At 36.4% G+C, this 14,391-nt stretch carries 12 protein-coding genes and 4 tRNA genes; all 16 read left to right on the top strand.

What is annotated here, in order from left to right; genetic code table 11:
* Positions 1 to 74: 74 nt before the first annotated feature.
* Complete coding sequence (gene argC, locus Q5N69_RS04160) at positions 75 to 1,115, top strand: N-acetyl-gamma-glutamyl-phosphate reductase (RefSeq protein WP_304367594.1); 1,041 nt, start codon at positions 75 to 77, stop codon at positions 1,113 to 1,115.
* Positions 1,115 to 1,915: an acetylglutamate kinase gene (gene argB, locus Q5N69_RS04155; RefSeq protein ID WP_304367593.1), complete on the top strand. Its 801-nt coding sequence runs from the start codon at positions 1,115 to 1,117 to the stop codon at positions 1,913 to 1,915. The genes argC and argB overlap by 1 nt, the downstream gene beginning before the upstream one ends.
* 93 nt (positions 1,916 to 2,008) lie before the next feature.
* Positions 2,009 to 2,929, top strand: a complete 921-nt coding sequence (locus Q5N69_RS04150) for an ornithine carbamoyltransferase (RefSeq protein ID WP_304367592.1) — start codon at positions 2,009 to 2,011, stop codon at positions 2,927 to 2,929.
* A 253-nt stretch (positions 2,930 to 3,182) separates the two neighbouring features.
* The gene (locus Q5N69_RS04145; protein ID WP_304367591.1) at positions 3,183 to 4,457 is read left to right on the top strand and encodes an argininosuccinate synthase; all 1,275 of its coding nucleotides are present in this window, start codon (positions 3,183 to 3,185) and stop codon (positions 4,455 to 4,457) included.
* Positions 4,458 to 4,459: 2 nt separating this feature from the next.
* A complete protein-coding gene (gene argH / locus Q5N69_RS04140) occupies positions 4,460 to 6,391 on the top strand; it encodes an argininosuccinate lyase (RefSeq protein ID WP_304367590.1) in 1,932 nt (643 codons plus the stop codon).
* Positions 6,392 to 6,432: 41 nt separating this feature from the next.
* Positions 6,433 to 7,743, top strand: coding sequence for an amino-acid N-acetyltransferase (gene argA / locus Q5N69_RS04135; protein WP_304367589.1), 1,311 nt, complete (start codon positions 6,433 to 6,435; stop codon positions 7,741 to 7,743).
* Positions 7,744 to 8,016: 273 nt separating this feature from the next.
* Complete coding sequence (locus tag Q5N69_RS04130) at positions 8,017 to 8,523, top strand: polysaccharide biosynthesis/export family protein (RefSeq protein ID WP_304367588.1); 507 nt, start codon at positions 8,017 to 8,019, stop codon at positions 8,521 to 8,523.
* On the top strand, positions 8,520 to 10,682 hold the full coding sequence (locus Q5N69_RS04125) for a polysaccharide biosynthesis tyrosine autokinase (protein WP_304367587.1): 2,163 nt from the start codon (positions 8,520 to 8,522) through the stop codon (positions 10,680 to 10,682). The genes Q5N69_RS04130 and Q5N69_RS04125 overlap by 4 nt, the downstream gene beginning before the upstream one ends.
* A 72-nt stretch (positions 10,683 to 10,754) precedes the next feature.
* The gene (gene murB, locus Q5N69_RS04120) at positions 10,755 to 11,786 is read left to right on the top strand and encodes a UDP-N-acetylmuramate dehydrogenase (RefSeq protein WP_304367586.1); all 1,032 of its coding nucleotides are present in this window, start codon (positions 10,755 to 10,757) and stop codon (positions 11,784 to 11,786) included.
* Entirely contained in the window at positions 11,779 to 12,756 is a 978-nt protein-coding gene (birA, locus tag Q5N69_RS04115) for a bifunctional biotin--[acetyl-CoA-carboxylase] ligase/biotin operon repressor BirA (protein WP_304367585.1), read from the top strand. Before murB ends, birA begins: the two co-directional genes overlap by 8 nt.
* The gene (locus Q5N69_RS04110) at positions 12,753 to 13,490 is read left to right on the top strand and encodes a type III pantothenate kinase (protein WP_304367584.1); all 738 of its coding nucleotides are present in this window, start codon (positions 12,753 to 12,755) and stop codon (positions 13,488 to 13,490) included. Before birA ends, Q5N69_RS04110 begins: the two co-directional genes overlap by 4 nt.
* Before the next feature lie 168 nt (positions 13,491 to 13,658).
* Positions 13,659 to 13,734, top strand: a tRNA-Thr gene (locus Q5N69_RS04105).
* 44 nt (positions 13,735 to 13,778) lie between these two features.
* Positions 13,779 to 13,863 (top strand) — tRNA-Tyr (locus tag Q5N69_RS04100).
* Positions 13,864 to 13,892: 29 nt separating this feature from the next.
* Positions 13,893 to 13,967, top strand: a tRNA-Gly gene (locus tag Q5N69_RS04095).
* A gap of 15 nt (positions 13,968 to 13,982) precedes the next feature.
* Positions 13,983 to 14,058, top strand: a tRNA-Thr gene (locus tag Q5N69_RS04090).
* A 70-nt stretch (positions 14,059 to 14,128) separates the two neighbouring features.
* A partial coding sequence (locus Q5N69_RS04085) for a GTP-binding protein (protein WP_304367583.1) occupies positions 14,129 to 14,391 on the top strand: 263 nt, incomplete at its 3' end.

Below are 14,391 nucleotides of genomic sequence, written 5' to 3'. Positions count from 1 at the left end.
CTGTTTTATTTGATAAAATAAATGTTATTCTCTGATCTAGTCAATACAAATATCAAAAGGTTTTAAGGAATAACATGAAAGTCGCAATTATTGGAGCTAGCGGTTACGTTGGCGCAGAATTAATTAATTTATTAACCGCTCACAATAAAATCTCTATTGTTCATCTTTTAGTGTCTGAAAACAGTTCATCTGAAGGATTATTATTTTCAGACTTACATGCTAAATACCAAGGGATTTGTGATTTACCTTTACAAGCCTTTTCTCCTGCTTGGTTTGATGAAAATATTAAAAATGCAGCGGACAAAATTGATGCTGTTTTTTTTGCTACTCCACATGAGTATAGCGCAGAATGGGCAAATATTTTTTTAGAAGAAGGTGTTAAGGTTCTTGATTTATCTGGTGGCTTCCGTCTAAAAGATGCATCAGACTATCCAACTTATTATGGTTTTGAGCATAAAAATTTAGCGGCGTTAGAACAAGCTAATTATGGTTTAGTTGAATGGTTAGATGAGTCGTTTGCTGATTCTAAAATTGTTGCTGTGCCAGGCTGTTATCCAACCGCGAGTTTATTAGGCCTAAAGCCTATGACAGCAAACAACTTACATATTGAAAATTCTTTAATTGTTGTAAATGGCATTAGTGGTGTATCGGGTGCTGGACGCAAAGCCTCTTTAGGCACTAGCTTTAATGAAGTGAGCTTAACGCCTTATAATATTTTACAACATAGACATCAGCCTGAAATTAGTCAGGAAGCTAACTCTCAAGTTATTTTTAATCCACATTTAGCACCGTATAAACGTGGTTTATTATCAACAGTTACTTTACAGCTAAAACCTGATGTAACTGAAGAGCAAGTTAATCAAGCTTATCATAATGCTTACGACGATAAGCCATTAGTACGTATAGCGGCAACTTGGCCAAAAATTGATAATGTTGCTTATACTCCTTTTGCTGATATTCATTGGAAATATGATGCAGAGAAACAAGTCGTAGTTGTAAGTACAGCAATCGATAACCTATTAAAAGGTGCAGCATCGCAAGCGGTTCAATGTGCTAATTTGATCATGGGGTTACCAAGTGAATACGGTTTAATACCTAATGTAGGTGTTAAATAATGTCGTTATCAGTAAATCAGGCTAAACCATTAGTGATAAAAATTGGTGGTGCCATATTAGATCATGATCCTGACAAAGCTTCGGCATTAAAGGCTTTATTGGTTGAATTATCTCAGTTAGAAAATCAACAAATCGTGTTAGTACATGGCGGTGGCAGCTCTGTTGATAAACAACTAACACAAGCGGGTTTTAAAACTGAAAAGAAAGACGGCAAGCGCATAACACCCGCTGAACAAATGCCTGTTATTGCCGGCACTTTGGCGGGCTTTGTAAATAAAACTATTGTTGGTGTTGCAAACGAGTTAAAACTGTCAGCTGTTGGTTTATCATTAGGTGATGGAAATATGATTAGCTGTACATTAGCTGATCCAGCATTGGGTAATGTAGGTGATCCAAGCCCTAAAAACAGCGCATTGTTAACAACATTACTAGCGAATGATTTTTTCCCTATTGTTTCTTCAATAGGTGCGTTAGATAATGGTGAATTAGTGAATGTAAATGCTGACGATGCAGCGGTTGCTATTTGCCAATTATTAGAAGCAGAATTGTTATTATTAACTGATGTACCTGGCGTGAAAGGCGCTGAAGGTGAATGGTTAAGTGAACTTGGTAGCAAACAAGCTGCCCAACTTATTGAAAAAGGTGTTATTGCTGGCGGTATGACAGCAAAAGTTAATGCAGCATTATTGGCTGCTAATCAGTTACGACGAAGTATCGCGGTTGCCAGTTGGAAGTCTCCAGAACAAATCGTTAATTTGATCAAAGGTGACAATGTAGGTACCCGTATTTTAGCTGACTAAACGTATTTATCCTGAGTTCAGGTTGTTTATTACGTTATAACTTATTGCGCGAAATATTATAGACTGTCGCATAACACTTAAAAGGTTTCTTGTATGTCTTTACAGAATTTTTTAGCTGATGATCAGCTAAGCAAACAGCAAACGCTTGAACTTATTGAGCTTGCAAAAAAGATTAAAAAAAATCCAGCTGATTATTCGCAAACATTAGCGGGTAAATCTGTTGTGATGATCTTTGAAAAACCATCATTACGCACCCATGTAAGTTTTGATATGGGTATTAACAAATTAGGTGGTCATGCTTTATATCTAGGCCAACAAAACGGTAAGTTAGGTGAGCGTGAACGTATTAGTGATTACGCTAATAATTTATCATGTTTTGCCGACGCAATAGTTGCTCGAGTATTCAGTAATGATGCCATTCAAGGTTTAGCGCAACATGCTAGCGTACCTGTTATAAATGCGTTATGTGATTTATATCACCCATGTCAGTCATTAGCTGATTTTGTTACCTTATCAGAAAACTTTGACGACTTAAGCCAAGTGAAATTTGCGTATATTGGTGATGGAAATAACGTATCAAATTCATTAATGCTAATGGCAGCAACTATAGGCATGGACTTTACGTTAATTTGCCCTGAAGGTTGTGGTCCAACAGATGCGATGTTCAGTAAAGCTCAAAACATTGCTAAAGCATCAGGTTCTAAAATGGAACTGAGTCATGACATTAATGCTATTGGTTCTCAAGATGTTATTGCAACAGATACCTGGGTTTCTATGGGCGATGAAGACCCAAGTAAAAAAGCAGAAATTTTAAAGAAATTTGCGCCTTATCAAGTGAATCATGAATTAATGGCAAAAGCAGGTGCCAATGTAGTTATGCATTGTCAGCCAGCTCATTTAGGTGAAGAAATAACAGAAGAGCTATTTGACGATAAAGAAAAGTCAGTGGTTTTCCAAGAAGCAGAGAACAGAATGTGGGCTCAAGCAGCCGTATTAGTCACCTTACTTTGTTGATTAAACACTGTTCTTGTAATTTGCCCCAATAGCCGCGGCAAAAGTACTCATTGATACTTATCAATTCCGTGCTTTTTTCTTGCTCTTGAGGCAAATAACAGACGAACAGTATTCAATCAAAAAACAATTATTTTTAGTGAAACTTACATTGTGTAAACTTCATTAAAGCAAAATTTTAATTAAACAGTTTGTAATCACAGTACTCGGCATTTACGCCGTACAAATGCCGATTACAAAGACTAAGGAATATAAAATGGCTTTAGCAGCAAAGAAAAAAATCAAAAAAGTAGTATTAGCATACTCAGGTGGTTTAGATACATCAGCAATTATTCCATGGTTGAAAGAAAACTATGAAGGTTGTGAAGTTATCGCATTTTGCGCCGATGTTGGCCAAGGTGAAGAAGAGCTTGTAGGTATTCAAGAAAAAGCAATTGCTTCAGGTGCTACTGAATGTCACGTTGTCGATCTTAAAGAAGAATACGTAAAAGAATATATTTACCCAATTCTTAAAACAGGTGCGGTATATGAAGGTCAATACCTTTTAGGTACTTCAATGGCTCGTCCTGTTATTGCTAAAGCACACGTTGAAGTTGCTTTAAAAGTAGGTGCTGACGCTGTATGTCATGGTTGTACTGGTAAAGGTAACGACCAAGTACGTTTCGAATCTTGTTTTGCTGCCTTAGCGCCAGAGTTAACTGTTATTGCTCCATGGCGTGAGTGGGACATGGTTTCTCGTGAAGATTTATTAGATTACTTAGCAGAGCGTAATGTTCCATGTTCAGCTTCACTAACAAAAATCTATAGTCGTGATGCAAACGCATGGCACATTTCACACGAAGGTGGTGAGTTAGAAGATCCGTGGTGTGAGCCTTCTAAAGAAGTTTGGACTATGACTGTAGATCCAATGGATGCTCCTGATGAAGCAGAGCGTGTTCAATTAAGCTTTGTTAAAGGTGAATTAGTTGCTGTAGACGGTAAAGACTTTACTGAAAATGGCTCTCCAGCTCATGATGCACTTATGTACTTAAATGCTAAAGGTGCAGCGCACGGTGTTGGTCGTATTGATATCGTAGAAAACCGTTTAGTCGGTATGAAGTCTCGTGGTTGTTATGAAACTCCAGGTGGCACTATCTTGATGGCAGCTTACAAGGGATTAGAAACTCTAATTTTAGATAAAGAGTCATTAAAATACCGTGAGTCAATTGGGCATGAATTTTCACATGTAATTTACGATGGTCGTTGGTTTACACCTTTGGCTAAAGCACAGCTTGCTGGCGCAGCATCTTTTGCAGAGCAATTAACAGGTGATGTTGTTGTTAAATTATATAAAGGGATGGCGCAAGTAACTCAACGTCGTTCTCCGAACTCTTTATACTCAGAAGAATTTGCAACATTTGGTGCTGATGACGTATACGACCAAAAACATGCTGAAGGCTTTATTCGTCTATTTAGTTTGTCTAGCCGTATTACTGCACTTTCTCAAAAAGGCAGTAAACTAGCTTCTCCTTCAGAAAATAAGGATAGCTAAGCATGGCATTATGGGGCGGCCGCTTTAAAGGCGAAGCAAGTGTACAGTTTAAAAAATTCAATGACTCACTGCCTGTGGATTACCGCATGGCAGTGCAAGATATTGTAGGTTCAATCGCTTGGGCGGGTGCAATCTATAGTGTTGGTGTATTAAGTGAAGACGAACACACGCGGTTAGTTGAAGCACTTAACGAATTAAAGGCATCAGTTGAAGCAGATCCTGAGCAAATTTTAACGTCTGACGCTGAAGATATTCATAGTTGGGTTGAAGGCAAGCTAATTGAAGCAACGGGTGACTTAGGTAAAAAGCTACACACAGGTCGTAGCCGTAATGACCAAGTCGCTACAGATTTAAAATTATGGTGTAAAGAGACGGGCGGTGAATTATTACTGGCTTTAGTTAATTTACAACAAGCCATGATGGATTTAGCTGAGCGTGAGAAGAATACCGTATTACCTGGTTATACTCATTTACAACGTGCTCAACCTGTAACTTTTGGTCACTGGTGTTTAGCTTATGTTGAAATGTTTAATCGTGATATTGGCCGTTTAAAAGACGCTTTATATCGTGCTGACACTTCACCGTTGGGTTCTGGCGCATTAGCAGGTACAGCTTACCCAATTGATCGTGATTTATTAGCACAAAACTTAGGTTTTCGTCGTGCAACATTAAATAGCTTAGATGCTGTTTCTGATCGTGATCATGTGATTGAATTCTTATCATCGGCAAGTATCAGTATGATGCATATGTCACGTTTTGCTGAAGATCTAATCTTCTACAACTCAGGTGAAGCTGGCTTTGTTGAAATGAGCGATTTAGTAAGCTCAGGTTCTTCATTAATGCCACAAAAGAAAAACCCAGATGCATGTGAACTTATTCGTGGTAAAGCGGGCCGAGTTATTGGTTCGTTAACTGGCATGATGGTTACCATGAAAGCTTTACCGTTAGCTTATAACAAAGATATGCAAGAAGACAAAGAAGGTTTGTTTGATGCATTAGATACTTGGTTAGAAGTAATGGAAATGGCTGTATTAGTGGCAGACGGTTTGAAAGTAAATCGCTCTCGTACATTAGCCGCAGCTCAACAAGGTTATTCAAACGCAACTGAATTAGCTGATTACTTAGTCGCTAAAGATATTCCTTTCCGTGAAGCTCATCATATTGTTGGTGAAGCGGTATTGTCGGCAATTGATGCAGGACATGCTTTAGAAGACTTTACGCTGGCGCAATTACAAGAATTCAGCGATAAAATTGAAAACGATGTTTACCAATATTTATCAATTGAATCTTGTTTAGACAAGCGAGAAGTATTAGGTGGAACTTCACCAGGTCAAGTTCAGAAAGCTCTTGATACTATGTCAGGCGAAAACGCGAGCTTAAATGCTCAAGTGATTGGTGCGCCAGGTAAAGTACAAATTCAGCATGCATTAAAACAAGTTCAACAACGTTTAAATGCACAACTTGCAGCAGCATTATCAGTACGTCGTGCTCGTATGTCTGATGTAGATAAGATTGCTGAGATAGTGGCTTACTGGGCTGAGAAAGGTGAAATTTTACCGCGTAGCCGAGATAACATCATTCACGACATTCAAAATTTTGTTGTGGCTGAGATTGATGGTCAAGTTGTTGGTAGTGCATCACTTTATATTTACCAAAAAGGCTTAGCTGAAATACGCTCAGTTGTGGTTGATAAAGCATTCCATAATCAAGGCCAAGGCCAAGCAATGGTTCAATACTTATTGCAATTCGCTTATGAAATCGAATTACAAAAAATTATTGTGCTGACTTATGCCCCAGAATATTTCAATAAGTTAGGTTTTGCACTTATCGAGAAAAGTTCATTAGCAGATAATATTATTGAAGACAGTGAACAAAGTCCTCATAAAAATCCTGATGATGAAGTGGCAATGGAATACCTTGTTCAACGTTCATAACGTCGACAAGATAAGTTAATAGAAAAGTAGTGACTCTGTAAATGCATAACGATAGCGAAAATAACGTTAAATGGTTTAGAAATGCAGCACCTTATATCAATGCTCACCGAGGGAAAACGGTGGTATTAATGTTTGGTGGTGAGGCGGTAACGCATCCAAATTTTGCCAATATTATTCATGATATTGCTTTATTAAGAAGTTTGGGAGTTAAGCTTGTTTTGGTACATGGTGCCAGACCACAAATTGAAGAGCGCATGAAGCTTCAGAAAGTGGAGCCATTAATGCAAGATAATATTCGTATTACCGATGCAGGTACGTTATCAGCCGTGAAGGATGCAACAGGCTCACTACGTATTCATATTGAAGCGCTATTAACTATGGGGTTAGTGAATTCGCCTATGCATGGCTCACAAATAAGAGTGAGTACGGGCAACTTTGTTATAGCTAAACCCATTGGTGTTAAAAACGGTATCGATTTTAAGCATACAGGTACGGTTAGAAGAATTGATACTGTAGGTATAAATACTCAATTGGACTTCGGTTCAATTGTTTTGTTATCTCCTGTGGGTTATTCATCTACAGGCGAAGTCTTTAATTTATCTTTAGAAGATGTTGCAACTCAAACGGCAATTTCTTTAAAAGCCGATAAACTCATTACGTTTACTGATGATGAAGGTTTAGTTGATCAAACGGGCAAGTTAATTAAAAGCTGTGGAGTTAGCACAGTAAAAACCTTATTAGAGCAAAGTACTGATCCTATTAAGCAATTATTGATGCGTGCCATTATTCAAAGCGGTGAAAATGGTGTGGAACGTTGTCACTGTTTGAATTACCAAAGTGATAGTGCGTTACTTCAAGAGTTATTTACTCGAGATGGTGCCGGTACGTTAATCGCTAAAGATCATCAAGAACAAATATCTACAGCAACTATTGATGATGTAGGGGGCATTTTAGAATTACTTGCGCCCTTAGAAGCTGAAGGGATATTGGTAAAACGCTCAAGAGAGCTTTTAGAAGTTGAAATATCACGTTTCACAGTAATCAAAAAAGAAGATGTGATCATTGCTTGCGCAGCTCTATATCCTTATCCAGAAGAGAATTCAGGTGAAGTTGCTTGTGTTGCTATACATCCTGATTATCGAAAAGGTAATAGAGGGCTTAGACTCATTAATACCCTGGAAGAATTAGCTAAAGAACAAAAGTTGTCTTCAATATTTGTACTTACCACAGTGAGTGGACATTGGTTTTTAGAGAAAGGATTTACTGAACAACCGATTGATAAATTGCCTGAAGGCAAAAAGAAAATGTACAATTTTCAACGCAACTCAAAAGTTTTCACCAAAGAAATATAACTCCTTTAAATTCAAATTATTACAGTGAGTGAAAAAATCTCACTGTACATTTCTAGTATTCTACGTATTTTCCTTTCATATTCTGTTACAAAAGTGTTACTGTTAAGTTAACTTGTTACAAAATCTATGTGCAAGTAACTGATACTCATAACCAATGATAAAATAAGTTTGTATTTGATCTACTGCAAAAACGGGTAAGTAAACCCATTTATGGAGGTAGTAATGAGCAAACATTAATAAATATTATTAAAATAAAAAACCATCAGGTTATATATGCGTTGTTTAATATTTCTATTATTATTTAGCCCGTTTGTGCTTGCTAATAATTATAAGTTAGGCTCTGGCGATAAAATTCAAATTATCGTTTATGGTGAAGAAGGCTTAACCACAGAGATCACTATTGATAAGTCAGGTGTAATATCCTTTCCATTTTTGAAGGATATACAAGTGGTTGACCTCTCTGTTAAAGAATTAGAGAGAGTGATTTATCAAGGATTATTAGGCGACTATTTAATTTCTCCTCAAGTATCTGTTTCTGTTGTTCAATACCGACCTTTTTATATACATGGCCAAGTCAATCGTCCCGGCGGTTATCCCTATCAAGAAAACTTAACTTTTGATAAAGCTATAGCTGTTGCTGGTGGCCTATCAATAAGAGCATCTAAAACTGATTGGGCAATAACACGTAAGGTAAATGGTGATGTTGTAACAATTGAAGCAAATGTAGCGACTCAAATAATGCCTGACGATATAATAAAAATAGAGCAGAGCTTCTTTTGAATAACGTAAATAACCATCATGATAACTTAACAATTTCAAATGAAGAAATTGATTTAAGTGAGCTAATTCGGCCATTATGGGTTCGTAGATGGAAGCTTATATTCGCTACCTCATTCGCAACGTTATTTATAATTTTTTATGTTTCTTTATTGAAACCATCTTATACCGCCACTGCAACATTACAAATTAGTAACAATAAACCTAAAAACACTTTATCAATTAATAATGCATTTAATGAATCTAATGTCAGTAAAGAGCAGGTTAAAACTCAATATGAATTGTTAAAGTCGAGAAACTTTTCTGAAAGGGTGCTAACAAACCTTAATCTATTTGAGCATGATGAGTTTTATAGCACTAAATACAACCATATTTTACCTTTCTTAGCTGAGGTTGATAAGACTGAAGAACCTTTGTCACGCGATGCTATTGTTAGCAAATTTCAAGCACGTTTAACTATTCAGCCCATTACTGATACTGAATTAGTTAATATTAGCTTTAGATCATATTATCCAGAAGTATCACAGGAAGTAGCGAATGAAGTAGGTAAAACCTATTTAGCCTATCAAGATGAAATATCTAACGCTTCAAAAGAAACTACATCACAATGGTTGGTTGATCAGTTATATGAATTAGGACAAAAATTACAAGCCTCAGAATTAAAGCTTCAAGAATATCGAGAAGCTGAAGGAATAATAGATATTAAAGGTGTGGTTGGTTTAGTTGGATCTGAACTCACAGAGTTAACTTCTGCGGCATTAAAAGCTGAAAAACATAGAGATGACTTAAAAATCACCTATGAATATATTCAAAATAATAGAGACGATTTTAATACCTTACTGGAATTGAATGAAGTTAGTAACCATTCTACTTATGTACAGTTACGACGCTCACAAGAAGTGGTTGAACGAAAAGTTTTTGAGTTATCTAAAAGGTATGGACCTAAACACCCAATACGAATCGCAGTTGAGGCTGAACTAGAATCTATAGAAACTAGAATCGATTTACAAATAAGCGAAATCATAATCTCAGTTGAAAAACTTTATTTGTCAGCGATGCAAAAAGCTACAGTGAATAAACAAAGGTTAGAAGCGGCTAAAGCGGATTTTTTACGATTAAATAGGCTGCAAAATAAATTTTTTCAATTACAGAGAGAAGTTGATACAAACAAAGAGCTTTATAGCAACTACCTGATACGCATAAAAGAAGCTGACGCCATGGGAGGCTACAAAGCAAACTTTTATGTACAATTTATTGATGAAGCTATTTTACCAAAGTCACCTGTAGGACCTAAGAAAAAACTGTATGTTGTATTAGGCTTTATTCTTTCTCTTATGGTTTTATCACTTTTTATTATTATGCGAGAAGTTTTTGTTGATACATTAAACTCAAGACGTAAATTAGATAACTTCCAAGAAGCTGATATTTTAGCAATATTACCTAAGTTTAAACTTAACAATAGCAATGAATCTCATTCTGACTTAAAAGACACAAAGTTCACTGAAGCTATTAGAACACTCAGAACAACTTTATTATTTAATGGTGAGAAAAAAGCATCGAAAGTTATAGCGATTACTTCATCTGTGCCTAATGAAGGAAAATCAACAGTAGCATTACATTTAGCTCGTTCATTTAGTGAAATGGAGAAAGTGCTGCTGATTGAAGCTGATTTACGTCATCCAACAGTTGCTAAGAATTTGAATTTAGATATTCATCGCCCAGGCCTTTCAAACCTTCTTGCGAAAACTCATTTAATAAACGAGTGTATTGTAAGAGACAAAAATTTAAAGTTAGATATTTTAACTTCAGGTATATCTCCAGCAAACCCATTAGCGTTTTTATCAATGAAGCGTTTTGGCATGTTGATCAAAGTATTTTCAAATTTTTACGACAGAATCATTATTGAAACACCGCCAGTTAACACAGTGAGTGATGCTGTTATTATTTCTAAAATTGTTGATGGTGTTATTTATGTTGTTCACGGTTCTAAAACAAAACGTGAACATATATCACAAGGGTTACGCATGCTTAAACAGGTTAATGCGCCTATTGAAGGTATTGTTATCAATCAAAGTGAAAATATGGATAAAGAGGATTATCAAAGTAAATACTATAATGATATGGCCAATATTATAAAGCTTCCTGTGCGAAAGCAGATGTAATTAGGTTTCAGCAAAAACGATTAGTTAAAAATTAACGCTGATATAAATTGGCGTTATATGTAAAATAGCTAAATGAAAAAAATATCTAATTTCTCCCTCAAAAAAAACAATAGCTTCGGTGTTGAATCTGTAGCTTCTGTCGCTTATTTCCCTAGTACTATTTACGATCTCATTGAATTGTCTGGGCTAAACTTATCATCTTTTTATATTTTGGGAGAGGGGTTTAATACCTTACTTGTAGAAAACCAATCACCTATTATCGTGAAACCAGAATTTAAAGGTATTGAAATAGATGAGGGGTTAAATTGCACTATTGTAAAAGCTGCTGCAAGTGAAAACTGGCATGAGTTTGTTGGTTTTTGTATAGAACAAGGGATTTATGGTTTAGAAAACTTAGCGCTTATTCCTGGTAGTGTTGGTGCAGCACCGGTACAAAATATAGGAGCTTATGGTGTAGAGTTATCGCAATATTGCCAAGAAGTACTATGGTTCGACTTTGAAACTGAAAGTGTTATTAAATATCAACACAAAGACTGTGCCTTTGGTTATAGAGAAAGTATTTTTAAACGTGAGTTAAAGAATAAAGGTTTAATTATTAGTGTGACTTTTTGTTTCCCTAAAAAATGGACTGCTAATTTAACTTATGCTGGTTTAGATCATTTACCTGCATCCACTTCAAGTAAAGAAGTGATGAATGAAGTGATCAAAATACGTCAATATAAACTACCTGACCCATATAAGTTACCTAATGCAGGAAGTTTCTTTAAAAACCCTGTTATCGAACATGATCAATGGCAAACATTAATAAGCGAATTTCCTAATATGCCTAGTTACCCACAGCCTAATAATAAAGTAAAAGTTGCTGCAGGCTGGTTAATTGAACAAGCGGGTTTAAAAGGCTACAAAGCTAAAGGTGTTGGGGTACACGAAAAACAAGCTTTAGTGATTGTGAATTATGAAGCGGATTGTGGTGAGTATGTTGCCAGCTTAGCTTTGTATGTAAGAAGGCAAGTTGCACAACAATTTAATATTATTTTAGAGCCTGAAGTTAGAGCTGTTTTTTCGAAAGGCGAGTACAACTTAACAGAGTATAAAAATGGCTAAGGCGATAAAAGAGTTACTAATAAATAAATTAGCAGCTGGAGAGTTTGTTTCAGGACAAATTCTAGGTGATGAGCTAGGTGTAAGTCGAACAGCCATATCAAAACAAATAAACAGCCTTGCTGAGATGGGGTTAGATATCTTCAGGGTTACAGGTAAAGGCTATAAACTGGTAGCCCCCATCGAGTTGTTAGATAAAGCCTTTATTCTGAAAATGTTAGCGGCCAACAATATAGATAGCCCATTAGAAATACATAACATTATAGATTCCACGAATGATTATTTAATGCGCCGTATACCTAATCATGTTCAAAATGGACAAGTGTGTATAGCTGAATATCAGAGTTCAGGTCGAGGCCGAAGAGGTAGGCAATGGATTTCACCTTTTGGGTCACACATCTATATGTCTATGTATTGGTTGCTTCCTCAAGGTATGACTGCCGCAATGGGATTAAATACTATTGTTGCTTTGGCGATAAGTGATGCAATAACTTCCTTGTATGACATCAATGTGCAATTAAAGTGGCCTAACGATATCTATATAAAAGGATTAAAACTTGCGGGTATTTTAATTGATCTAGAAGGAACGCCAAATGAGCCTTGTCACGCCGTTATCGGCATTGGCTTAAATTTAAATATGCCCGATAAAAGTGGTGAAAAAGTGGATCAACCTTGGACTGATTTACAACGCCATACTCCAATAAAAATTAATAGAAACGAATTAGTGGCTGCCATTATCCAAAGTTTAGCGAGTCGTCTCGAACAACATAAAGCTTCAGGGTTAGCGAATGTAGTTAATGAATGGAATGCTCTGGATTATTTTTATAACCAACCCGTAAGATTAATTACCGGTAAAAATGAAACACATGGAATATGTAAAGGTATTAATGAGCAAGGTGCCTTGTTACTTGAAATAGATAATGAATTAAAAATTATTTATGGCGGTGAAGTAAGTTTGCGAGGTACAAAATGATTGTACTAGTCGATATAGGGAATACGCGAACTAAGTGCTTAATAGAACAAGAAAGTACAAAAACCAAACAACGTATTGTCATTGAAAACAATCAAATAACTTTATTGTGGTTAACTAAACATTGGAAAGGTGCCAGTAAGGTTATTATTGGTAGTGTGAAGTTAGGAGCCTTAACTGATCTTATTTCAACTTGGGCAATAACCCATAATGTTAGTGTTAATTTTATCGAAAGTGAAAAACAACGTTTTGGTATAATCAATAGCTACCAACAACCTAAGTCGCTGGGCGTAGACCGCTGGTTAACAATGATAGGTGCATCAATACTTTTTCCTAAGTCAGGTGTGGCTATTATTGATGCGGGTACTGCTACAACTTTTGATGTATTAGATGAAAATGGGGTACATCAAGGTGGCTTAATACTCGCGGGGATTGATTTAATGCTTGCTCAATTAACCGCAAATACATCAAAAGTTAAATTTGAAGTAAGTAATACTACAAATATTGGTTTGGGTAAAAGCACATCTGAATGTGTTAATAATGCAGCTTGGGCTGCAACTATTGGTATGATCAACTCAGCTATTAAAGAGGCTGAAGATTTATATAACATCCAGCATTGTATTTTTTTAGGTGGTAATGCTGAGCGTATATTACCTTTTGTAGTTAGTCTTAACTCTAAAGCACTTATCATTGACGAACTAATTTTTGAAGGGTTAAAGCGTTACTCCCTATACTGATAAAGGAGTTTAACTTCTATTTATTTACACCAACTTAGTGCAATGTGAATAAAAAAACATCAAACCAGAGTTAAACCTGAGATAAAGATAAAAAAACATCAAACTTTTTGTTTTTTTCTATTGCAAGCTGGAAAACATTACTCTAGAATTCGCTCCACTTAATGTAGTGCCGACTTAGCTCAGTTGGTAGAGCAACTGACTTGTAATCAGTAGGTCGCCAGTTCGACTCCGGCAGTCGGCACCATTAATACTTTTTATTTTATACGGATAAAAAGTAAGTAAGAATTTGGAGGGGTTCCCGAGTGGCCAAAGGGATCAGACTGTAAATCTGACGGCTCAGCCTTCGGTGGTTCGAATCCACCTCCCTCCACCAATTTTAACAGGATGAACAGATAGAATTTAGCGGGTGTCGTATACTGGCTATTACCTCAGCCTTCCAAGCTGATGAAGCGGGTTCGATTCCCGCCACCCGCTCCAATCTTTAAATCGAATGCTGATATGGCTCAGTTGGTAGAGCGCACCCTTGGTAAGGGTGAGGTCGGCAGTTCGAATCTGCCTATCAGCACCATTCAAAGATTACTTCTATTTGCTTATCTTAAACCATTAAACTTTTGTTAATCTACCCAAGGTATTTTAAAATGGCTAAAGCAAAATTTGAACGTAATAAACCACACGTAAACGTTGGTACAATCGGACACGTTGATCACGGTAAAACAACGTTAACAGCTGCAATCTCTGCGGTATTAACGAAAGTACACGGTGGTGAAGTAAAAGATTTCGCACAAATCGATAATGCTCCAGAAGAGCGTGAGCGTGGTATTACAATCAATACTTCTCACATCGAATATGATACAGAAACTCGTCACTACGCACACGTAGATTGTCCTGGCCATGCTGATTA

It is taken from the genome of Pseudocolwellia sp. AS88 (assembly GCF_030551755.1).
Lineage (GTDB): Bacteria > Pseudomonadota > Gammaproteobacteria > Enterobacterales > Alteromonadaceae > Pseudocolwellia.
Note: the sequence above shows the minus strand (reverse complement) of the source record. Positions and strands in the feature narration are given on the sequence as shown.